The sequence below is a fragment of the Pauljensenia sp. UMB9872 genome (assembly GCF_030212665.1).
In the GTDB taxonomy this organism is placed as follows: Bacteria; Actinomycetota; Actinomycetes; order Actinomycetales; family Actinomycetaceae; genus Pauljensenia; species Pauljensenia turicensis_B.
The window spans coordinates 46,490-68,358 of record NZ_JASOER010000005.1 but is presented as its reverse complement, the minus strand read 5'-3'; the positions used below and the strand labels follow the sequence as shown (position 1 = coordinate 68,358).

Below are 21,869 nucleotides of genomic sequence, written 5' to 3'. Positions count from 1 at the left end.
ATGGTGGACACTGTCGATGAGGTGATCTGGGATCGCCTGCGCGTCGCGGCGATTGAGGCGATGAAGCGGGCCTACTGCCCCTACTCCGGGTACCCCGTGGGTGCGGCAGGCCTCGCCGAGGACGGGAGCATCGTCGTCGGCTCGAACGTCGAGAACGCCGCCTACGGTTGCGGGCACTGTGCGGAGACCTCGATGGTCTCCGAGCTCATTCGCACGGGTGCGGGTCGCCTCCTCGCAGTCGTTTGCGTGAACGGGAACTCCGAATCGGTGGTTCCCTGTGGTCGCTGCCGACAGGTGATCTTCGAGCACGGCGGTCCGACTTGCCTCGTCCTCATGCCGACCGGCGTCATGCCGATGAGCGAGGTCCTCCCCCAGGCATTCGGCCCCAGCGACCTTGATGAAGTCGCCACCTCCACCCCGCGCAAGGATTGAGGGCTTGGTCGGCTCTGGAGACGCTGGAGCCGACCGCCCTCGTCACCTCGTACAGCTTCGGGCGCTCTCGGCAGCGCCCACAGGAAGGAAAGAGAAGATGGAAGTTTTCGACGTCGTCGATGTCATCCGTACCAAGCGGGACGGTGGCGTTCTCAGCGGCGAGCAGATCGACTGGACGATCGACGCCTACACCCGCGGCGCTGTCAAGGACGAGCAGATGGCCGCCCTCGCGATGGCGGTCTTCCTGCGTGGGATGAACCGCGAGGAGATCGCGCGCTGGACGAAGGCCATGATTGCCTCCGGTGAGCGCATGGACTTCGGTCGCATCGCGCGCCCCACAGCCGACAAGCACTCGACCGGGGGAGTGGGGGACAAGATCACTCTGCCGCTCGCGCCCCTCGTCGCCGTGTTCGACGTGGCCGTCCCGCAGCTGTCGGGTCGTGGCCTCGGGCACACGGGCGGAACCTTGGACAAGCTTGAGTCGATCCCGGGCTGGCGGGCCGCCATGACGAATGAGGAGATCTACCGCGAGCTTGGAGAGGGCTGTGGCGCGGTGATCTGCGCCGCCGGAGCGGGTCTGGCACCCGCGGACAAGAAGCTCTACGCGCTACGCGACATCACCTCGACGGTCGACTGCATTCCTCTCATCGCCTCGTCGATCATGTCGAAGAAGATCGCCGAGGGCACGGGCTCGCTGGTCCTCGATGTGAAGGTTGGCTCGGGAGCCTTTATGAAGGATCTCGAGCAGGCGCGTGAACTCGCCCGGACGATGGTTGACCTCGGTACCGACGCTGGAGTGAAGACCTTCGCCTACCTCACCGATATGTCGACCCCGCTCGGCCTCAAGGTCGGCAACGCCCTCGAGGTGGAGGAGTCCGTCGAGGTTCTCGCCGGTGGTGGCCCCGCGGATGTCGTCGAGCTCACCTGCGCGCTCGCGCGCAAGATGCTTGAGATGTCGGGCAAGTCCGATGTCGATGTCGAGGCAGCCCTCAAGGACGGTCGCGCGATGGATCGCTGGCGCGAGATGATCCGCGCTCAGGGTGGTGATCCCGATGCGGAGCTACCGACCTCTGCGGAGAAGCACGTCGTCTACGCGGAGTCTGACGGTGTCCTCGAGACGCTCGACGCGCTGGCCGTAGGCGTCGCCTCTTGGCGCCTGGGCGCCGGACGCGCCGTGAAGGAAGACCCGGTTCAGGCAGGCGCGGGCATCGAGATCCATGCGAAGCCCGGTGCGACCGTGAAGAAGGGCCAGCCCCTGCTCACTCTCCACACCGATGACGAATGGCGCATAGCCCGTGCTCTGGAATCTCTCGAGGGCGGCGTCATGATCGGCTCGGCCGTCCCCGAGGCCCGTTCGGTGATCCTCGGAGAGGTCCAGTAGGGCGCGGTGCGCCCGCGCGCATCGGGGCGCGGATCACGACACGGAAGGAGAAAGAGTGGATAAGAAGGACGAACAGGCGATTGACGCCGTCCGGCTCTATTTCGAGCGTGGCCTGAGCCAGGCCGAAGTCGCGGCCAAGATGGGCATTTCGCGTCCGACCGTCGCCAAGCTCCTGCTACGCGGGAAAGAGGCCGGCTTCGTCACCGTGGAGATCCACGATCCTCGAGAGACCTCGTCGGTGTTGGGCGAGCAGCTCGCTCAGCGATTCGGCTTGGTCGAAGCGCGGGTCGTCCATGGTTCCGGTGCATCCGAGCGCGAAATCCTTGACGATCTCGGGCGCGTCGGCGCGGGTCTTGTCGAGTCCCTCGTCGAGGACGGCATGAGTGTCGGCGTCTCCTGGGGGCGGACGATGAACGCAATCGCGTCGCGTCTGCGGTGCACGCTGAGGCGCGATGTCGAGATCGTGCAGCTCAAGGGCGGGAGCTCGCATTCCTCGGAGGTGACCAATGACTTCGAGGTCATGAGGGCCTTCTGCGAGACCTTCAATGCGATTCCGCGCTACTTGCCCCTGCCGGTGATCTTCGAGGATGTCCGCACCTTGGAGATCGTGCGTTCGGATCCGTATATCGCGACGATCCTCGAGGCGGGCAGGCAGACGGATCTCGTGGTCTTCACGGTCGGGGACGTCTCCACCGAGAGCCTGGCGATCAGCCATTCCCGCCTCAAGGGATCCGAGACGACTGAGTTGCTCGCGAAGGCGGTGGGGGATGCGTGTTCACGCTTCTTCACCGCCGAGGGCGAGATCGCGGTGCCGGGAATCGATGAGAGGACCGTAGGCATTTCCTTGAAGGATCTCGCCTCGCGTCCGATCCGCGTGCTCGTCGCGGGCGGTCCGAAGAAGGCTGTGGCTTTTGCGACGGCTCTGCGGATGGGCTTGGCGACGCATGTCGTGGTCGATCAGGATCTCGCGAGAGTGCTTCTCGCCGAATCCGTTCGCGCCTGAGCCCCGCCCTCGTCGCGAACAAATGTAAAAGTAAAGCTTGACTCTTTGGAATATCTCTGATTAGTCTGATCGGACCCCGGCACAAGGACGCCCGGCGAATGGTTTCGCCGTCGCGGGTCCACGAAGGAGAAGAAATGAAGGCAACGCCACATATCGACCCCCAGGCCCCGATCGCTGAGACGATCCTGCTGCCCGGCGACCCACTCCGCGCGAAGTTCATCGCCGAGACCTACCTCGAGGACGCGGTCCAGTTCAACTCAGTGCGTAACATGCTCGGATTCACCGGCACCTACCAGGGCACCCCGGTCTCCGTCATGGGCTCGGGCATGGGTATCCCCTCGATTTCCCTCTACTCCTGGGAGCTCATCCACGTCTTCGGATGCAAGAAGCTCATCCGCATCGGCTCCTGCGGCGCGATGCAGCCCGGCGTCAACCTCTACGATGTCGTTATCGGACAGGCCGCCTGTTCCAACTCGGCGTTCATGGATCAGTACGACCTGCCGGGCACCTACGCGCCGATCGCCTCCTTCCGACTGATCGAGGCCGTGCGCCGCCGCGCCGAGGAGAACGGCGTCACCACCCACGTCGGCAACATTTTGTCCTCGGACACCTTCTACAACGCCGATGAGACCTTCAACGAACGCTGGCAGAGGATGGGGATCCTCGCCGTCGAAATGGAATCCGCGGGCTTGTACGCCACCGCCGCGCACGCCGGCGTCGAAGCACTCGGCATGTTCACAGTCTCGGACTCGCTCGTCACGGGCGAAGCCACAACCGCAAAGGAACGCGAGACCGCGTTCACCCAGATGATGGAACTCGCGCTGCCCCTGGCGCAGATCTGAGGAAGGCACCACCATGAAGAAGACCGAAGTCGCCCAGATGATCGACCACACCCTTCTCAAGCCCGAGGCGACCGCCTCCGATGTCGCGGCCCTCGTCGCCCAGGGCGCCGAGCTCGGCACCTATTCGGTGTGCGTCTCGCCCTCCATGCTGCCCCTGGAGACCCCTGAGGGTCTCATGGTTGCTTGCGTCGCAGGCTTCCCTTCGGGCGCCGTCAAGCCTGAGATCAAGGCCGCCGAGGCTGCTCGCGCCGTTGAGGACGGCGCCGACGAAGTCGATATGGTCATCAACATCGCCCTCGTGAAAGAAGGCCGTGAGGCCGAGCTCGAAGCCGAGATCCGCGCCGTGCGCGACGCCGTCCCCGCTCCACGCGTCCTCAAGGTCATCATCGAATCCGCGGCCCTGACCGATGAGGAGATCGTCATGGCCTGCCGCGCCTCCGAGAACGCGGGGGCCGACTTCGTGAAGACCTCCACCGGCTTCCACCCCGCCGGTGGTGCCTCGGTGCACGCTGTTAAGCTCATGCGCGAAACGGTCGGCGACCGCCTCGGCGTCAAGGCCTCGGGCGGGATCCGCGATGCCGCGACCGCACTCGCCATGATTGAGGCCGGAGCCTCGCGCCTCGGCGTATCGGCGACGGTCGCGATCCTCGAGGGCATTGAGGAGTGAGACGATGGACGATCAGCTTCTTGCGACGGCTCGCGAATGGGCCACTCATGATCCGGACGGTCAGACCTCTTCGGCGCTCCTCGCCTCCGTCGAGGCTGCTTCGGCGGGTGATGAGGCTGCCCTAGCCGAACTGCGGGCCGCGATGAACGGGCCCCTCGAGTTCGGCACCGCGGGTCTGCGTGGCGAGATCGGCCCGGGTGAATCCCGGATGAACCTCGCCGTCGTCATCCGTGCGACCGCGGGCCTCGCCGCCTACCTCAAGACGCAAACCGAGCGCGAACCTCGCGTCGTCATCGGCTGCGATGCCCGGCACGGCTCCGTCGATTTCGCCCGTGCGGCCGCGCGCGTCGTATCGGCGGCGGGCTGTCGGGCCTTGGCCCTCCCCGTCTCGCACCCGACCCCGCTCACCTCCTTCGCGGTGCGCGCCCTTGACGCCGACGCGGGCATCATGATTACCGCTTCGCACAACCCCGCTAAGGACAATGGCTACAAGGTCTACCTCGGCGGAAGCGTCGTCACCGACGCCGGTCAGGGCGCCCAAATCGTGCCCCCGCATGACGCGGGCATCGCCGCCGCCATCGCGGCAGCCGCCCCGGCCGACGAGGTTCCCCAGGACGAGGAGCACATCGAGCAGGTCGATCCGCGCGACGACTACGTCGCAGCCGCCACGGCCCTGGCCACCGGCGAGCACCGGGGAGACCTCAAGATCACCCTGACCGCGATGCACGGCGTCGGTGGAGCGCTCACTGAGCGCGTCCTCAAGGAGGCGGGCTTCACCCAGGTGTCGCTCGTCGCCGAGCAGGCGGCGCCCGACCCCGACTTCCCGACCGTCTCCTTCCCGAACCCGGAGGAGCCCGGCGCCCTCGATCTGGCAATGGCGCATGCGCGCGAGCACGGCTCGGACCTCATCATTGCCGTCGACCCCGACGCCGATCGTTGTGCCCTCGCCATCCCGGACGAGGCCTCGGCGAGCGGATGGCGTCAGCTCACCGGCGACGAGACCGGTTCAATCCTCGGCGAGTTCCTGGCCGGGCGGGCCCCGAAGGGCGGGGTCTTCGCCAACTCAATCGTGTCGAGCCGCCAGCTCGAGCGGATCGCCGTGGCGCACGGCCTCAACTACCGCCACACCCTCACGGGATTCAAGTGGATCGCCCGCACCCCGGGCATCGTCTTCGGCTACGAAGAGGCCATCGGCTTCTGCCCCGATCCCGAGCACGCGCGCGACAAGGACGGCATCTCGACCTCGGTCGTCGCCGCCTCCCTGTTCGCCGACCTCAAGGCGCAGGGCCGCACCGGCCAAGACGAACTCGAGCGCATGGCCCGCGCCTACGGCTGCTACGTGACGATGCCACTCACCTTCCGCGTCGAGAACCTCGGTCTCATCGCCGAGGGCATGGATCGTCTGCGCGAGAACCCGCCGGCGCAGCTCGCGGGCTCGCCGGTTGTCTCCGTCGTCGACATGTCCCAGGGCTGGGACGGCCTGCCGGGCACGAACGCGATTATGGTCACCACTGAGGCGAACGACCGCATCATTGCCCGCCCGTCTGGCACCGAGCCGAAGCTCAAGTGCTACCTCGAGGTTATCCTCCCTGTCGAGGACGGTGCTCCGGTCCCCTGGTCGCAGGCGCGCGAACGTCTGGAGACGATCAAGGCCGAGTTCGGAGCCGCGATCGGCATCTGAAAGTCCCACCGTGAGCCCGGCCTGTGATGGGCACGGTCGGGCTCACGGTCCTCTGTCGCATACGCCGTTCTTTTCCGCGCCGAAAGCATCACCTTTTGGTGTCGAGGCGATGCGGGGAGACCCCGGCGCCCGGTTCAGCATGTGCTCACGCTGAACCGGGCGCCGTTTCCTCTTCAGAAGGGCGCTCCGCCCCTCGTGAGTGAGACGCGGCGGGGAAGAGAGACAAAAGAACGTGCGTCCGAGGCGCAGTGAGAGGACGAGAGAGCACTGAGAGGACGAGGCATGAGACGCTGGCCTGCCCGGGGTAGGGGCCGAGACGCCGAAGTTCGAGAGGTCTTCCACGGCGCGAAGAACGTGGCTCTGCGAGCGACGCTCGCAGAGCCACGCAACCCCCTCACAGGCGAAGCCCGAGAGCCCCGGTTTGTGAAAGGGTCACAACCCGGGGCGCTTACCGATCGTCAGTGTGACCTCCTGCGTGCCCGCGAAAAAGTCGTTGCCCTTGTCGTCGACGACGATGAAGGCCGGGAAGTCTTCGATTTCGATCTTCCACACGGCTTCCATGCCGAGCTCTGGGTATTCAAGAAGTTCGACCTTCTTGATGCAGTTTGCGGCCAGTTCAGCAGCCGGACCACCGATCGAGCCGAGGTAGAAACCGCCGTGCTTCTGGCAGGCGTCGGTGACCTGCTTGGAGCGGTTGCCCTTTGCGACCATAATCATCGATCCGCCGAGCGCCTGGAACTGATCCACGTATGAGTCCATACGGCCTGCGGTCGTCGGGCCGAAGGAACCGGACGGCATACCTTCCGGAGTCTTCGCCGGGCCCGCGTAGTAGACGGGGTGCTTGAGCATGTATTCCGGCATCGGCTCGCCGTTTTCGATGCGCTCGCGGATCTTCGCGTGGGCGATATCACGGGCAACGATCATCGTGCCGTTCAAAGCCAGGCGTGTCTTCACCGGGTACTTCGACAGTTCGGCAAGGACTTCGCTCATCGGGCGGTCGAGGTTGATCGACACGGCGCCGGTGTCTTCGCCCAGCTCAGACGGGTCGGTTGCCGGCAGGAAACGGCCGGGGTTGAAGTCGAGTTGCTCCAAGAAGACACCCTCGGGCGTGATCTTTGCCTTTGCCTGGCGGTCAGCTGAGCAGGATACCGCGATGGCGACCGGTAGAGATGCGCCGTGGCGAGGGAGGCGAATGACGCGGACGTCGTGGCAGAAGTACTTGCCACCGAACTGGGCGCCGATGCCCATCTGCTGGGTCAGCTTGAAGACCTCCTCTTCCATCTCGACATCGCGGAAGCCATGCGCCAGTTCCGAACCGGTGGTCGGTAGCGTATCGAGGTAGTGAGCGGACGCGTACTTCGCGGTCTTGAGCGCGTATTCAGCGGAGGTGCCACCGATGACGATCGCCAAGTGGTACGGCGGGCATGCTGCGGTGCCGAGGGACCGAATCTTTTCTTCCAAGAACTGCATCATGTGTTCCGGATCAAGGATTGCCTTCGTCATCTGATACAGGTACGACTTGTTCGCGCTACCGCCACCCTTAGCCATGAATAGGAAGTGGTAGTCGAGCTCGTGACCGACCTGCGTGTCCGCATAGAGTTCGATCTGTGCCGGCAGATTGCAGCCCGTGTTCTTCTCTTCGTACATGGTGATCGGAGCGTTCTGCGAGTAACGCAGGTTGAGCTCGGTGTAGGCGTCGTAGACACCCTTCGCGAGGGGGCGCTCGTCCACACCTTCGGTGATGACGCGCTGGCCACGTTCGCCCTTGATGATGGCCGTGCCCGTGTCCTGACACATCGGCAGAACGCCTGCGGAGGCAACGTTTGCGTTCTTCAGTAGGTCGAGTGCGACGAAGCGGTCGTTTGCGGATGCTTCCGGGTCTTCGAGGATCTTCGCCAGCTGTTCGAGGTGCGCGGTGCGCAGGTAGTACGAGATGTCGTGGTACGCGGTTTTCGCCAGTAGCTCGAGTGCACTGGGGGCAACCTTGAGGAACTGTGTTCCGTCGGGGCCTTCAACGGTTTCGACGCCTTCGGTGGTGAGCAGACGGTATTCGGTTGTGTCTTCACCCAGTGGCAGCATGTCTTCATAGAAGAACTCGGTCATTAGGACTCCTTGGAAGGGAATGTGTCAGTAGATCTGGCAGTTTCCGTGCGCTGGATTGCGCCCAGAAAACGCCATGTTCGTCTCCACGCTATGGCGCGCTTGTTCACCAATTCGGGACCGTTGTCCCGTTTGAAAGCGTCAGATCTTTTGATGTTTTCTCGCCTTTTGTTTTTCGCAAGCTGGTGCGAATAATTCGGTGACGTGCGCTGATGAATTCACGAGGCCGCGCCCACATTCCTAATGTCTTTCCTTGTATGTGGCGCGGATTTGTGCTGCTTAACGGGCTGCGTATTTTGCGGATATCTCTACGGTTTGCCTAACCTTTCCTGCCCGATTGGAGGGGTGAAGCGGTGAACAAGCGCGGTAAAAGAGCAGGTGGTGGTGAACAAGCGCGGTGGGGGTGGGGTCACGGAGCCAGATTTTGCGAAGGCTGAAGGCGACACTCCGCTGATTGATCCGACGTCGCACGTCGCGATGGTTCACCCTGAAAACAACAACGGTCGTCGTATGTTGCGTCGTGGGTACAACTACCTTGAAGGCGTGGACAAGCTGGGGCGCCTCGAAGCTGGTTTGTTCTTCATTGCTTTCGTCCGTGATCCTTCGACGAACTTCATCCCGATCCTGTCGAAGATGGTGAACGACCAGATGACGGAGTACCTCCAGCACATTGCGACCGGCATGTACTTGATGTTGCTGGGCGTGAAGGAGGGCGACACCTACGTGGGTGAGAAGCTGTTCGCTTGAGCGAAGAGTTTCAATGTGGCGCGGTTGTGTTGTTTTCAACGGGACCGCGCCTCCTTTATTTTCGCTACCTTGCTCGACCGCGCTTGTTCAGCATTTGCCCAGCGCGCTTGTTCAGCATTTGCCCAGCGCGCTTGTTCAGCGTTTGTCTAGTTTAGGGCCACGCTTGTTCACCGTTTGCCTAGCTTGTGGTCGCGCTTGTTCAGCGAGCGCCTACAAGCAAATCAGGGAGACACCTGATTGAAACGAGCTCGACTTCTTGGATAGTGTTCGAGCATGTCTAGCTCGGCCTCGTTTACCCCGAAGAACTCTGTCCGCTATCCCGCGCCGGATCTTGCGCGTGGCTTTATGCTGATTCTGATCGCGGTCGCAAACGTGCCGTTTTGGCTTTCTTTCTTCCCCGACAATCCCGAATACTCACTGAGCGATCAGTGGTGGGTGTTCATTCGCGGAATGTTCATTGACCACCGCTCGTATCCGCTCTTTTCGATGCTCTTCGGTTTCGGTCTGATGACGATGGTGTTGCGACGCCAGCGTGCATACGTGGAACGTCGAATTGGTGAGCTTGATGAGAACCTGCCCGGGATGCCTGACCAGGTGCGCGCAACGTGGATCGCAGGATTCGAAAACGAGAGTATCGATGACTCTCGCCGTCTGATCCGTAGGCGCGGCTGGTGGATGCTCCTCTTCGGTTTTGTCCACGCACTCTTCTTCACCGGCGACATTATCGGTGCGTATGCGCTGGTTGCGATTGTTTTCGCAGGACTCATTGCGCGGCGACGCTTCACGATCTTGACCGTGATTGCTCTGGTCGTCCTTGCCATCATGACGCTGAGCCAGCTTGGACTCGAATCGTTCGTGAACTGGGGCGAGAGCTTGAAGGGGCTTGGTGGCGCAACCAGTAGTACACAGATGATGACCGCTTCCGCCGACCTGATGCTCGGCTGGTACTACCCGCTGATCAGCGTATTTGGCTGGGTATTCTCGTCACTCCTTGGGCTGATTATGACGACAGTTCTTCCTGCGACCGTCTTCGGTGCGTGGTTGGCCACCACGGACTATATTTCGCGTCCGGACGTTCACAAGGGGCGCCTGATGCTGGTGGCGTTCCTGGGTCTTGGCCTGGGTGCCCTTGGTGGCCTGTCCTATTCCTTGAAGGCTTCGGGCCTGATGGATTCCTACTTCTTCGGTCAGGACGCTCTTCACGAGATTACTGGTTTGCTTGGAGCTGCAGGTTGGCTGGCCTTGCTCGGGTTGCTTGCCGGTCCCGCACGCGAAAACCTCGGGGGAGCGCGCCACTTCTTTATCGCGGTTGGTAAGCGCTCAATGACCGCATATGTCGGTCAGACCGTTCTTTTCCTTGCCACGTTCATTGCTCTCGGCTTGGCGGGTATTCGAGGAATTTCCCAGACCCTCGGGCTTGCTATTGCGCTCGCGGTCTGGACCTTGATGGCGCTATTCTGCTGGATGCTCGAATCGAAGGGATATCAACGAGGTCCCCTAGAGGTTCTTCTTCGTCGAGCAGTGGCACGAAGCGCCGGCACTCATCCGGTGCCTCGGATTCCTCGTATGATTCAGCCGGCAGGTATAGACGCAGAAGTGGACACCCCACAATCGGCGGTCAGCCCAATGTCAGCGTATGCGCCACCGGCTGACACTGAGCGTTAAACCCTGACTGTGAAATAGCGTGTGCCCCCGGGTTTCTCCCGGGGGCACACGCGCCGTATCAAGGATAAAGATCAGCTCTCGGTCTGATCAGACTTCGCCTGGCGCTTTGCCGCGTTAATCGCGGCCGCGCGCGCCAGCGCTCCAAGAGCGAGGGACACAATAATCCCGGAGATCAACAGAACGTGAAGGAAGGCTTCGCCGTCATTGCCCATGAGTGAAGCAAGACCGCAGCCAACCGCGTGAAACACCGCCACAACGCAGGCCATGGCCATGATCGGCCAGGCGGCCTCGTGACCCGTATTCCATGCGTCGTCGGAGGACTCCAACACTGCCGAATGGAGACCCAAGCCTGAGCCTCGTGCCAGAGCGCCAGCCCTGCCTTTCAGGGCAACCAAGCCGAAAACACACGCGATCACGGCAAAACCGATCACGCCGGTCAACGTCAGCGTCGTCATCAGTTCTCCTTCGTCTGAGTAGCCGGAACGCCACTGTTAGGAACGCCCGCGACGGCCTCTTCCAACTCTGCGATCCACCGTGCGCCGGACACGTCGGACGGCATTCGCCAGTCACCACGAGGCGATAGAGCGCCACCAGCCACAACCTTCGGGCCATTTGGCAGAGCAGAACGCTTGAACTGCTGCGTGAAGTAGCGGCGCAGGAACAGGGTCTCCCACTTCACGATCTCTTCGAGTGAATAGGCGACGCGGTCGCTTTCGGGGAACCCGGCCGGCCACTCGCCAGCATTCACATCCGCCCACGCCTTCTCAGCAAGGAAGGCGATCTTCGACGGACGAGCCCCTCGACGCAACACGTAGTACAGGGTGAAATCCTGTAGGTTGTACGGGCCGATCTTGTCCTGCGTGGACTGCATCTTCTCACCGGGCTGAGCGGGAACCAATTCGGGAGAAATCTCCGTGCCGAGGATCGACAGCAGAACCTCGCCCGCGCGATCGGAGAACTGGCCGGAAGCTACAACCCAGCGGATCAGATGTTGGATCAGAGTCTTCGGAACACCCGTATTGACGGCGTAGTGGCTCATCTGGTCGCCCACGCCGTACGTGCACCAGCCGAGCGCCAGCTCGGACAGGTCACCCGTGCCCAGAACAATTCCGCCGTTGCGGTTGGCAATGCGGAACAGGTAGTCGGTGCGCAGGCCCGCCTGAACGTTCTCGAAGGTGACGTCATACGTGTCGTTGCCGTCGGCGTAGGGATGCCCCATGTCGGCCAACAGCTGGCGAGCCGCCGGACGAATATCGATCGTCTGGCAGGGAATATCGAGGCTTTCGCACAGCGCAATCGCGTTCGACTTCGTGTGATCGGACGTCGCGAAACCGGGCATCGTGTAGGCCAAAATGTCCGTTCGCGCCCGACCCAGCATATCCATCGCGCGCGCCGCAACGATCAGAGCATGAGTGGAATCGAGGCCACCGGAAACACCAATAACGATCTTCGGGTTACCGATCGCCTTGAGGCGCTGAACCAGGCCATGAACCTGAATATTGTAGGCCTCGTAGCAGTCCTGAGCTAGGCGCTCTGGATCATCGGGAACGAAGGGGAAACGATCAACGGTGCGTTCCAAACCAAGGTCCGTGCGGGGCGGGTTCAGCTGGGTGTAGACGGGCATAGGGGCGGTCGCCTTCAGTCCCTGATCCTCGCCCAGGTAGCGATCCGCGTTGTCCTTAAACGAATTCTGGCGCGTGCGTTCAGTGACAAGATGATCGAGGTCCACGTCAGCGATCGTGATCTGACGACCTCTGGCTTTGAAACGCTCGCCCTCTGCCAGCAGGTCGCCGGCCTCGTAAATCATTGTCTGGCCGTCCCATGACAGGTCGGTTGACGATTCGCCCGCACCCGACGCGCAGTACACGTAGGCGGAGTTGAGGCGCGCTGACAAACTGCGAACCAACAGTCGACGGTCTTCCGCACGACCAACGGTGATCGGCGAAGCGGAAAGATTCATCAGAACCGTCGCACCATTCAGAGCAGCAAGAGTTGACGAGGTAAGCGGAACCCACATGTCCTCGCACACTTCGGGGGCAATGACGAGGCCAGGAACATCCTCAACATTGATTGTGATCGGAGAGAAAGGAACGAATGCCGAAGCACAGTCATCGTCGACAAAACCCCACGCGGTTGTGTCAATGAAGGAAGGAGTTGTCGGACCGGGAGTCGCGAAATGGCGCTTCTCGTAGAACTCGCGATAGTTCGGCAGGTGTAGCTTCGGGGTGACACCCAGGATCTTGCCTCGGTGGATCGTTACCGCACAGTTGTAGAGGGACCCATCGTTGCGAATCGGGGCACCAACAATGAGGATCGGCAACAGATCCTTCGTCTGAGCAGCAATGCGATGCAGAGCCTCAGTCACTTCATCCAGCACGACATCCTGAAGCAACAGATCATCAATGGCGTAGCCGGAAATGCCCAGCTCGGGAAAGACGGCCGTGGCAACGCCCTTGGCATCAAGCTCGCGAGCAGCGTCAATGACCTCGTTAGCGTTAGCAAGCGGCTGAGCGGGATGAACAGGAACTGTCACCGCAGCGACGCGCGCGAATCCCTGGTCGTAAAGCGAATGGAAGTTCAACTTTCCTCCTAGTGTTGCCTCTATTGTCTCCCATGACCCATCCGTTTGCCCACGCGCTTACGCTCAAAGCTGATGGCAGGAAAAACAATGGTGGGCTGGCTCTTTCGAGCCAGCCCACCACAGCTCATCACGTGCGAGGCGCGAGCAGAACTCAGATCACCTCACGTGCGAGGCGCGCGATCGCGAACTCTTCGTTCGTTGGGTACACCAGCAGGGTGACCTTCGAATCGGGGGTGGAGATCACGCGAGGCTCGCCGATACGACCGTCGTTTGCTGCCAGGTCGATCTTCACGCCGAAGGGCTCTAATGCTTGGGCGAGTTCCTTACGAACATCCCAGTCGTTCTCGCCGATGCCAGCGGTGAAGGTGATGACATCCAGGCCACCGAGTTCAGCGGTGTAGGAGCCAACGTACTTGAGCAGGCGGTTGATGTAGACGTCCATGGCAACGCGAGCCTTGTGCTGCGCTTCCTTGTCGTCATCGTTGAAAATCATTTCCCACACGCTACGCATGTCGGATTCGCCGGTCAGGCCCTTCATGCCGGACTGCTTGTTGAACAGCGTGTCGATCTCGTCAATCGTCATGCCACCCTGGCGAGCCAGGTGGAAGACAACGGCCGGATCGATGTCGCCGGTGCGGGTGCCCATCATGAGGCCTTCCAGCGGGGTTAGACCCATGGAGGTATCGATCGGCTTACCGTTGAGGACTGCGGACACGGAAGCGCCATTTCCGAGGTGCATGACGATCTGCTTGAGATCATCGCGACCTAGGTATTTTGCGACCTCGCGGGAAACGAACTGGTGCGAGGTGCCGTGAGCGCCGTAGCGACGAACAGCGTACTTCTCAGCGACTTCAGCGTTCAGTGCGTAGGTGTAGGCCTTTTCGGGAAGAGCCTGGAAGAACGCGGTGTCGAAGACTGCAACGTGAGGGATTTCCGGCATGAGCTCGCGGGCCACGTCGATACCCTTGAGGTGTGCGGGATTGTGCAGGGGAGCCATCGGGCAGAGCTCTTCGATGAGGTTACGGACCTCGTCGTTGATGACGGCCGGGCCATCGAAGTACTTGCCACCCTGAACGATGCGGTGGCCGACGGCAACGATGCCAGCTTCTGCAAGCTTCGGGCCCTTGTCGTCGAAGAGGCGAAGAACTTCACGCATACCAACTTCGTGGTCTGCGATCGGGATTTCTTCGATGGTGACGTCGTCACCGTGGGTGTGCTTGATCTTGCCGACCGGGTCGCCGATACGTTCGACAAGCCCCTTGGCGATTGCTTCACCGGTTTCGGGATCGACCAGCTGATACTTGATCGAAGAAGAGCCGGAGTTAATGACGAGAACGGTCTGGGACACGAGTTCGCCTTTCCTGTGAGTAATCGGTAAAAACTTGGAATCTTCAGCCCTGCGCCTGAACGGCGGTCAGAGCAACGGTGTTGACAATGTCCTCAACCAGTGCGCCACGTGACAGATCGTTGACCGGCTTGTTCAGACCCTGGAGGATCGGGCCGACGGCGACCGCGCCGGAGGAACGTTGAACCGCCTTGTAACCGATGTTGCCTGCGGACAGTGACGGGAAGATGAAGACGTTTGCCTTGCCGGCAACGGGGGAGCCGGGGAGCTTCTTTGAAGCAACGGCCGCGTCAACGGCTGCGTCGAACTGGATCGGGCCCTCGATCGCAAGCTCGGGGGCCTTCTCGCGGGCGATCCGGGTCGCCTCGATGACAGCGTCGACGTCCGGGCCGGAGCCGGAGTCCCCGGTCGAGTAGGAGAGCATTGCAACGCGAGGCTCAACACCGAACTGAGCGGCGGTGCGTGCCGAGGAAATGGCGATGTCGGCAAGCTGTTCCGGAGTCGGGTTCGGGTTCACGGCGCAGTCGCCGAATGCCCACACCTGATCCTTCATCAGCATGAGGAAGATGGAAGAAACAATCGAGACTCCGGGAGCGGTCTTGATGATCTGGAAGGAGGGAACGATCGTGTGCGCGGTCGTGTGGGCTGCGCCGGAGACCATACCGTCTGCGTCGCCCATGTGGACCATCATCGTGCCGAAGTAGGATACGTCCTTGATCTTCTCGCGAGCCTGCTCGAGCGTGACGCCCTTCTTCTCGCGCAGGCGTGCGAATTCAACGGCGTACTTTTCGGACAGTTCTGGGTCGTCTACGGAGACGACGGATGCTGCAGTGAGGTTAATACCAAGTTCACCTGCGCGGGTTGCAACGGTAGTGGCGTCACCAACGAGGATGACATCTGCGATACCGCGAGCGAGGACCTCGGCAGCTGCGAGGAGGACGCGATCATCTTCCGGTTCGGGCATGACGATGCGCTTGCGGTTTGCGCGTGCGCGGTCAATCAAGTCTGCCTGGAAAGCGAGGGGAGTGACTGCGGTCGGAGCGGGGGCCTCAACCAGGGTCTTGAGTGCCTCGTCGGAAAGCGGAAGAGAGAAGACAGGGACGTCGACGCCGAGATCGGTGGGGGCGCCGGGCAGAATCACTGCCACGAGCTGCGCTTGATGCGACTTGCAGCGGGCAGCGAAAACGTTGATTTCTTCAGTGAGCAGTTCGGCTGGAACACCCTCGGGGTCGAGGACCAAGATGACGTTTGCGCGAGCCGATGCTGCCAGGTTCACGTTCCAACGGATGGCATCGAACGTGCGAGCTTCTCCGGCGACAACTCCGTCAATCAGAACGAAGTCTGCGTCAGCTGCGCGAACAGCTTCGACAGCTGCCGGCAAAGCCGAGGCGCTGGAGGTCGCTGCTGCGGATGGGGTCGTGCCAGCGAGCGCGTCAATGCGCGCAAGCGTTCCACGCGCTGAAAGCGCGGTGGCAAGTTCGTGAGCTGCGTCTGTTGCAGCATTTGCGGAATCGGGCCCGACAACGATGTAACGGGAAGTCACTGATGCTCCTTCAACACGTGAAAATGTGCGCGGCCTGCTCGGTCGCATGAACATCGTAGCGCGCTCCGGAGGTAAATTAAGACGTGAAGATGTGTGAATAATGCATTACCCCGTAGGCTTGCAGTGTGAAGAAGCAGTTGCGAGTGAATATGTCGCCGTCGTATGCGTACTGGGGGACGATCATTTTCGTCCTCGTCGGTGTTGGCGCTACGACGATTTTTGCGCTTTTGAACCACCCTCATCGTGCGGTCTATGCCCTTGCTGGCACGTTGCTTGTGATGGCTGGTGCGCGTCTTGTTTTGCCGGGACGCCCGTGGTTTGCTTCGCGTAATCGGTGGACGGATGCCGTGGTGCTCGCTTTCTTGGCGCTTGGTATTTGGTATTTTTCGCCGTTCACGGCAACGATGAACCTCCTGTCCTAACTAGTCAGCCCGACATGTTTGTGTTGTCGGGATCTTTACGTTGGTGAGCGTATTTCTTCTGTCTCATCTGTGGGCGAGAGTGTATTTAATCAAGTAATCTTGATGTCAAGATAATTTCTCGCGCAGCGCCAGCTCGCCCGACGAAAAGAGAAACGATGTCGAAAATGAAGGTTGCAGGCCCGGTCGTTGAACTCGATGGCGACGAAATGACCCGCATCATGTGGCAGTTCATTAAAGACCGCCTGATCCACCCGTACCTGGATGTTGATCTGCGCTACTACGACCTGTCGATCCAGAATCGCGACGCGACTGACGACCAGGTGACGATCGATGCCGCCAACGCGATCAAAGAGCACGGCGTGGGCGTCAAGTGCGCGACAATCACTCCCGATGAGGCGCGTGTTGAAGAGTTCGGCCTGAAGAAGATGTGGCGTAGCCCCAACGGCACGATTCGCAATATTCTTGGTGGCGTTGTCTTCCGTGAACCAATCATTATTGACAACATTCCGCGCCTCGTCCCCGGATGGACCAAGCCGATCGTTATCGGTCGACACGCATTCGGCGACCAGTACCGTGCGACTGACTTTAAGGTTCCGGGAGCGGGCACCATCACGCTGACCTTCACTCCCGACGATGGGTCGGAACCGATTGAGCACGAAGTGATCCGTATGCCTGAAGGTGGTGGCGTCACGATGGGCATGTACAACTTCAACGAATCGATCGCAGACTTCGCTCGAGCATCCTTTGAATATGGACTCAAGCGCAACTATCCGGTCTTCCTGTCGACGAAGAACACGATCCTCAAGGCCTACGATGGTGCGTTCAAGGACATTTTTGCCGATGTTTTCGAGCGCGAATATAAGGACAAGTTCGCCGAAGTTGGCTTGACCTACGAACATCGTCTGATTGATGACATGGTTGCCTCGTCCTTGCGCTGGGAAGGTGGCTACGTCTGGGCGTGCAAGAACTACGACGGTGACGTTCAGTCGGATACTGTCGCCCAGGGATTCGGCTCGCTGGGTCTAATGACCTCCGTCCTGATGACCCCAGATGGTCGTACGATGGAAGCTGAAGCCGCTCACGGCACTGTCACCCGCCACTACCGCAAACACCAGGCGGGGGAACCAACGTCAACCAACCCGATTGCCTCGATTTTCGCTTGGACCCGCGGTCTTGCTCATCGAGGAATGCTTGATAATACGCCTGAGATTATCGACTTCTCCTACAAGCTTGAGAAGGTCATCATTGACACGGTTCTTTCAGGCAAGATGACGCGCGATCTGTCTCGTCTGGTCGGTGGCGATACTCCGTGGCTCACCACTGAAGAGTTCCTTGCGACGCTCGACGATAATCTGGCGAAAGCCCTCGCTTGATCTGCTCGCACAACGAAACTGGGGTGCGGTGAGCTTCGGCTTCCCCGCTCCGGTTTCGTCTATATAGCTATATAGCGCATGAAACTGCCCGAGTAGCGGTGTCGGAATGTTCGAATAGTGAACGAAAACTAATCGGAATGCGGTCTGCGGGCATCCTGTACGTATCCCGATCAGTCGAACGACTCAAGGAAAATCATGCGAAAGTTTATGGAGAAGAGCAGCATCCTCGTGTGGGTGCTCGTTGCAATCGTCCTCGCCCTCGTGCTGGGATCCATCAAAGTAGGTGACTCGCACCTGGTGCCTGTCGCAGTTGGACGAGTCTTCGCGACATTCTCAGCTATCTTCAGCCAGTTCCTGTCCTTCTCGATTCCGCTCATTATCATCGGTCTGGTCACTCCGGCTATTGCTGATCTCGGACGTGGCGCGGGCAAGTGGCTCGGCATTACCGCTGCGCTGGCCTACACCTCGACTCTTTTCGCAGGCTTCCTGACCTACCTAGTCACAGCAACCGTCTTCCCGAAGCTCCTTTCGAACGGTCTTGCTGACGTTACCGAGCCCGGCTCGGCACTCGAATCGTTCTTCACCATCGAAATGCCTGCAGCTGTCCCGGTTATGACCGCGCTGTTGCTCTCCTTCGTGGTCGGCATCGGACTTGCAATGATCCCGCGTGGCGTTATGCGTAAGGGCTTCATTGAATTCCGCGCCATCATCACCAAGCTCATCGAGCGCATCATCATCCCGCTGTTGCCCCTGCACATCTTTGGTATCTTCTTGAACCTCACCTACACCGGTGAGGCGTGGGACATTATGCGCACCCTGGTCCGCGTTGTTGTCGTCGTCCTCCTGCTTGAGGTCGTCATCCTGCTCACGCAGTACATCGTTGCTGGCGCAATCGGCAAGAAGAACCCGATCACGTCGCTGCTCACCATGATGCCCGCCTACCTGACGGCACTCGGCACCTCGTCGTCCGCGGCGACTATCCCGGTCACTCTGCGTCAGGCAAAGAAGAACGGCATCTCCGACGCCGTTGCGTCCTTCACCATTCCGCTCTGTGCAACGATCCACCTAGCAGGCTCGACCTCGAAGATTTTCGCATTCGCGTTCGCCATCGTCATCACCCAGGGCATCGATGTCGGTCCCGTGCAGTGGGTTGGCTTCATCTTCATGCTCGGCATCACGATGGTCGCAGCCCCCGGCGTTCCCGGCGGTGCAATCATGGCAGCAACCGGTCTACTCTCGTCAATGCTTGGCTTCGACGATGCCCAGGTTGCCCTCATGATCGCCACCTACATCGCCCTCGACTCCTTCGGCACCGCAACCAATGTGACCGGTGACGGCGCAATCGCGATCATCGTTGACCGGATGGCCGGTGGCAAGATCGGCGCAGAAGGCGATCCGGAGAACGCTCGCGAGCTCTCCTTCGACGGTATGGCTTACCTTGACCGCGTCTCGGTCGAAGGCGTTGTCAGCGCCGAAGAACTCGCTGCATCTGCTGCTGCGAACCCGTCGGCTAGTAACTGACGGATTGGCTCGCGCGCGTACCCATCATTATTCGTCATCAACCGAATAGACGCTGATTCTTCAACGCACGAGCTCACATGCCCCCTAAGAGTGGTGGCCCGCAATGAGACATACGGGTCACCACTCTTTTATGTCCGAAAACTGTTCTGGCAAGCCTGAATACTCGATTGCTCTACCCATCACTTCCCGCTTCGCCGTAAACTGGACGAGGCTGGTAACACTTTCAGACCGTGAACAGGAATGGAGCTTCACGCAATGGCTACTCCGCAACCGCTCAAAGCCCCCGCTGACTTCAAGATCGGCGTTCTCACATCAGGCGGTGACGCGCAGGGAATGAATGCGGCCGTCCGCGCCGTCGTGAGAACTGCGCTTGCCGTGGGCGCCCAACCCTATGCGGTCATGGAAGGCTGGTCTGGCGCCGTTAAAGGTGGAGATGCGATCAAGAAGCTCTGCTGGTCGGACGTCTCATCAATCCTCGCCGAGGGTGGCACGGTTATCGGTACGGCCCGGTGTCCAGAATTCCGCGATTACGAGGGTCGGCATGCGGCCGCGAAGAATCTGGTCGAACACGGTATTGACCACCTTGTCGTTATTGGTGGCGACGGCTCCCTCTCTGGCACGGATGAATTCCGAGGCGAATGGTCGCAACACATTCGCGAACTCGTTGATGAAGGCGTGCTCAGTGAAGAAAAGGCAGCAAAGCATCCGGCTCTGATGGTTGTTGGTCTTGTCGGCTCGATCGACAATGACATGGTGGGCACCGACATGACAATCGGTGCGGATACCGCACTCCATCGCATTTTGGACGCGATGGACCAGCTGACATCCACGGCAGCGTCTCACCAGCGCACCTTCGTTGTCGAGGTCATGGGTCGCCATTGTGGCTACCTACCCCTGATGGCAGCGGTTGCCGGTGGTGCCGACTACGTGTTTACCCCCGAAGATCCGGTTGGACCGGGCTGGGAAGAAGACCTCGCTGAACACCTGCGTTTGGGTCGTGAAGCAGGGCGACGCGAATCCATCGTGTTGGTCGCCGAAGGTGCAACCGACCGCGAGGGCAATGTACTGACCACTCAACACATTGCCAATGTGATTACTGAGCGCACGGGTGAAGATGCGCGCGTGACGATCCTTGGCCATGTCCAGCGTGGTGGCTCGCCGTCAGCCTATGACCGCTGGATGTCATCGTTGCTTGGCTACGCCGCTGTTCAGGAAATGCTTTCAGCAACGCCGGAAGACACCCCGAATGTTCTGGGTGTCCGCCACAATCGCGTGACCCGTATTCCGCTGATGAAGGCGGTGCACGATACTCGCGCGGTCAAACACCTGATTGCGGCCGGCGACTATGAAGCTGCCCAGGCTTCGCGCGGTGTTTCTTTCACGACGATGGTCGAAATTAACACGATCCTTTCGACTCCGCCTCAGCTGACGCTCGAACCTACTGAAAAGCCTCGTCGAATCGGTATCCTGCACGCTGGCGGTCTTGCACCCGGCATGAACACGGCAGCGCGCGCGGCAGTCCGCTTGGGTATCGCCCGCGGTTGGACGATGCTGGGAATCGAAGGCTCGTGGAAGGGGTTGGCCGATAACGCGGTCAAGGAACTGACCTGGGCTGACGTTGAAGGCTGGGCGTTCAAGGGTGGCGCGGAACTCGGCACGAGGCGCGATGTCCCCGAAGTTGAGCAGTTCTACGCGCTGGGACGCGCTATTGAACGTAACGAATTGGATGCGCTGATCGTTATTGGTGGCCTGAACGCCTACCTTGCTGTCCACTCGATGATCTCCGAGCGTGACCGCTATCCGGCGTTCCGTATCCCGATCGTTCTGGTTCCCGCCTCCATCGACAACAACCTGCCCGGTTCGGAACTTTCGATCGGTGCCGATACCGCGATCAACAATGCCACCTGGGCGCTTGACCGCATCAAGGAATCCGCCGCAGCAACCAAGCGTTGTTTCGTCGCCGAAATCATGGGACGACGTTGCGGGTACCTGACGCTGATGGCGTCACTGTCATCCGGTGCTGAGTACATCTATCTCAACGAAGATGATGTGACTCTGAATGAGATCGCTGATGACACGAAGCGCATGGTTGATTCCTTCGCTGAAGGACGTCGCCTGTTCCTGGTCCTCGTCAACGAGGCAGTGTCGAAGTACTACGACCGCGAATTCCTTGCGTCCGTGTACGAGGCAGAATCTGACGGCAAATACGACGTGCGTCATTCCGCGCTCGGCCACCTGCAACAGGGTGGTTCGCCCAGCCCGTTCGACCGCCTGCTGGCAACGCGCCTTGCTCACCGCGCGCTCGACCACATCAATAACCAGTTCAATCGTGGCGAATCCGAGGGCGTGTACATCGGTCAGGTGCGCAACCACATCGAAGCTCGCCTGGTGAAGAACATGTTTGAGGATCTGGATATCCGCAATCGTCGTCCGTTCGATCAGTGGTGGCGAGAGCTCAGCCCGGTTCAGCGCATCGTTTCGATGAAGGATTCGGGTAAGCCTGCTGTCGAGATTTCCATCGCAGATCCCGAGTAAGTCATCGCCGAATCATCGGATTCGAATAAAA

Annotated in this window: 17 protein-coding genes; 12 read left to right on the top strand and 5 right to left on the bottom strand. The window is 60.6% G+C overall.

Going from position 1 to position 21,869, the window contains the following annotated elements; genetic code table 11:
- The 6 genes from QP109_RS03170 (at position 1) to QP109_RS03145 (ending at position 6,006) form a co-directional block, all read left to right on the top strand.
- The gene (locus QP109_RS03170; RefSeq protein WP_101627599.1) at positions 1-432 is read left to right on the top strand and encodes a cytidine deaminase; all 432 of its coding nucleotides are present in this window, start codon (positions 1-3) and stop codon (positions 430-432) included.
- Positions 433-529: 97 nt separating this feature from the next.
- Positions 530-1,813: a thymidine phosphorylase gene (locus QP109_RS03165; protein WP_285023290.1), complete on the top strand. Its 1,284-nt coding sequence runs from the start codon at positions 530-532 to the stop codon at positions 1,811-1,813.
- Positions 1,814-1,868: 55 nt separating this feature from the next.
- Positions 1,869-2,816: a sugar-binding transcriptional regulator gene (locus QP109_RS03160; RefSeq protein WP_285023247.1), complete on the top strand. Its 948-nt coding sequence runs from the start codon at positions 1,869-1,871 to the stop codon at positions 2,814-2,816.
- Between the two features lie 134 nt (positions 2,817-2,950).
- Positions 2,951-3,658 carry a purine-nucleoside phosphorylase gene (gene deoD / locus QP109_RS03155; RefSeq protein ID WP_101627596.1) on the top strand — a complete coding sequence of 236 codons (708 nt, stop codon included), beginning with the start codon at positions 2,951-2,953 and terminating at the stop codon, positions 3,656-3,658.
- 13 nt (positions 3,659-3,671) lie between these two features.
- The gene (gene deoC / locus QP109_RS03150; protein ID WP_101627595.1) at positions 3,672-4,325 is read left to right on the top strand and encodes a deoxyribose-phosphate aldolase; all 654 of its coding nucleotides are present in this window, start codon (positions 3,672-3,674) and stop codon (positions 4,323-4,325) included.
- A 4-nt stretch (positions 4,326-4,329) separates the two neighbouring features.
- A complete protein-coding gene (locus QP109_RS03145; RefSeq protein ID WP_285023245.1) occupies positions 4,330-6,006 on the top strand; it encodes a phospho-sugar mutase in 1,677 nt (558 codons plus the stop codon).
- 432 nt (positions 6,007-6,438) lie between these two features.
- Here the strand turns inward: QP109_RS03145 and QP109_RS03140 are convergent, their stop codons facing one another.
- On the bottom strand, positions 6,439-8,109 hold the full coding sequence (locus QP109_RS03140) for a fumarate hydratase (protein WP_285023243.1): 1,671 nt from the start codon (positions 8,107-8,109) through the stop codon (positions 6,439-6,441).
- 378 nt (positions 8,110-8,487) lie between these two features.
- On the opposite strand from QP109_RS03140, the gene QP109_RS03135 reads away from it, so the two are divergent.
- Positions 8,488-8,853, top strand: a complete 366-nt coding sequence (locus QP109_RS03135; RefSeq protein ID WP_285023242.1) for a Dyp-type peroxidase — start codon at positions 8,488-8,490, stop codon at positions 8,851-8,853.
- Positions 8,854-9,126: 273 nt separating this feature from the next.
- Positions 9,127-10,518 (top strand): DUF418 domain-containing protein, encoded by a 1,392-nt coding sequence (locus QP109_RS03130; RefSeq protein WP_285023241.1) that lies wholly within the window; start codon positions 9,127-9,129, stop codon positions 10,516-10,518.
- 71 nt (positions 10,519-10,589) lie between these two features.
- Here the strand turns inward: QP109_RS03130 and QP109_RS03125 are convergent, their stop codons facing one another.
- The 4 genes from QP109_RS03125 to pta form a co-directional block, all read right to left on the bottom strand.
- The gene (locus QP109_RS03125) at positions 10,590-10,973 is read right to left on the bottom strand and encodes a hypothetical protein (RefSeq protein WP_285023239.1); all 384 of its coding nucleotides are present in this window, start codon (positions 10,971-10,973) and stop codon (positions 10,590-10,592) included.
- Positions 10,973-13,099 (bottom strand): NAD(+) synthase, encoded by a 2,127-nt coding sequence (locus QP109_RS03120; protein ID WP_285023237.1) that lies wholly within the window; start codon positions 13,097-13,099, stop codon positions 10,973-10,975. The genes QP109_RS03125 and QP109_RS03120 overlap by 1 nt, the downstream gene beginning before the upstream one ends.
- A gap of 151 nt (positions 13,100-13,250) precedes the next feature.
- Positions 13,251-14,447, bottom strand: a complete 1,197-nt coding sequence (locus tag QP109_RS03115; RefSeq protein WP_179369871.1) for an acetate/propionate family kinase — start codon at positions 14,445-14,447, stop codon at positions 13,251-13,253.
- A gap of 43 nt (positions 14,448-14,490) precedes the next feature.
- Positions 14,491-16,035, bottom strand: a complete 1,545-nt coding sequence (gene pta, locus QP109_RS03110; protein ID WP_285023235.1) for a phosphate acetyltransferase — start codon at positions 16,033-16,035, stop codon at positions 14,491-14,493.
- Positions 16,036-16,112: 77 nt separating this feature from the next.
- Between pta and QP109_RS03105 the strand changes: the two genes are divergently transcribed.
- From QP109_RS03105 to QP109_RS03090, 4 genes are all read left to right on the top strand, one after another.
- Positions 16,113-16,409, top strand: coding sequence for a DUF3017 domain-containing protein (locus tag QP109_RS03105; protein WP_243381084.1), 297 nt, complete (start codon positions 16,113-16,115; stop codon positions 16,407-16,409).
- A 155-nt stretch (positions 16,410-16,564) separates the two neighbouring features.
- Positions 16,565-17,782, top strand: a complete 1,218-nt coding sequence (locus QP109_RS03100; protein ID WP_285023233.1) for an NADP-dependent isocitrate dehydrogenase — start codon at positions 16,565-16,567, stop codon at positions 17,780-17,782.
- A 195-nt stretch (positions 17,783-17,977) separates the two neighbouring features.
- Positions 17,978-19,303, top strand: a complete 1,326-nt coding sequence (locus QP109_RS03095) for a dicarboxylate/amino acid:cation symporter (protein WP_101627585.1) — start codon at positions 17,978-17,980, stop codon at positions 19,301-19,303.
- A gap of 255 nt (positions 19,304-19,558) precedes the next feature.
- Entirely contained in the window at positions 19,559-21,838 is a 2,280-nt protein-coding gene (locus QP109_RS03090) for a 6-phosphofructokinase (protein WP_285023232.1), read from the top strand.
- Positions 21,839-21,869: the final 31 nt, after the last annotated feature.

Excerpts from the sequence above, each read along its gene's own strand:
- QP109_RS03130 (WP_285023241.1), top strand. The coding sequence starts at position 9,127 with ATGTCTAGCTCGGCCTCGTTTACCCCGAAGAACTCTGTCCGCTATCCC.
- QP109_RS03145 (WP_285023245.1), top strand. The coding sequence starts at position 4,330 with ATGGACGATCAGCTTCTTGCGACGGCTCGCGAATGGGCCACTCATGAT.
- QP109_RS03125 (WP_285023239.1), bottom strand. The coding sequence starts at position 10,973 with ATGACGACGCTGACGTTGACCGGCGTGATCGGTTTTGCCGTGATCGCG.
- QP109_RS03090 (WP_285023232.1), top strand. The coding sequence starts at position 19,559 with ATGGCTACTCCGCAACCGCTCAAAGCCCCCGCTGACTTCAAGATCGGC.
- deoD (WP_101627596.1), top strand. The coding sequence starts at position 2,951 with ATGAAGGCAACGCCACATATCGACCCCCAGGCCCCGATCGCTGAGACG.
- QP109_RS03170 (WP_101627599.1), top strand. The coding sequence starts at position 1 with ATGGTGGACACTGTCGATGAGGTGATCTGGGATCGCCTGCGCGTCGCG.
- QP109_RS03095 (WP_101627585.1), top strand. The coding sequence starts at position 17,978 with ATGCGAAAGTTTATGGAGAAGAGCAGCATCCTCGTGTGGGTGCTCGTT.
- QP109_RS03140 (WP_285023243.1), bottom strand. The coding sequence starts at position 8,109 with ATGACCGAGTTCTTCTATGAAGACATGCTGCCACTGGGTGAAGACACA.
- deoC (WP_101627595.1), top strand. The coding sequence starts at position 3,672 with ATGAAGAAGACCGAAGTCGCCCAGATGATCGACCACACCCTTCTCAAG.
- QP109_RS03165 (WP_285023290.1), top strand. The coding sequence starts at position 530 with ATGGAAGTTTTCGACGTCGTCGATGTCATCCGTACCAAGCGGGACGGT.
- pta (WP_285023235.1), bottom strand. The coding sequence starts at position 16,035 with ATGCGACCGAGCAGGCCGCGCACATTTTCACGTGTTGAAGGAGCATCA.
- QP109_RS03100 (WP_285023233.1), top strand. The coding sequence starts at position 16,565 with ATGTCGAAAATGAAGGTTGCAGGCCCGGTCGTTGAACTCGATGGCGAC.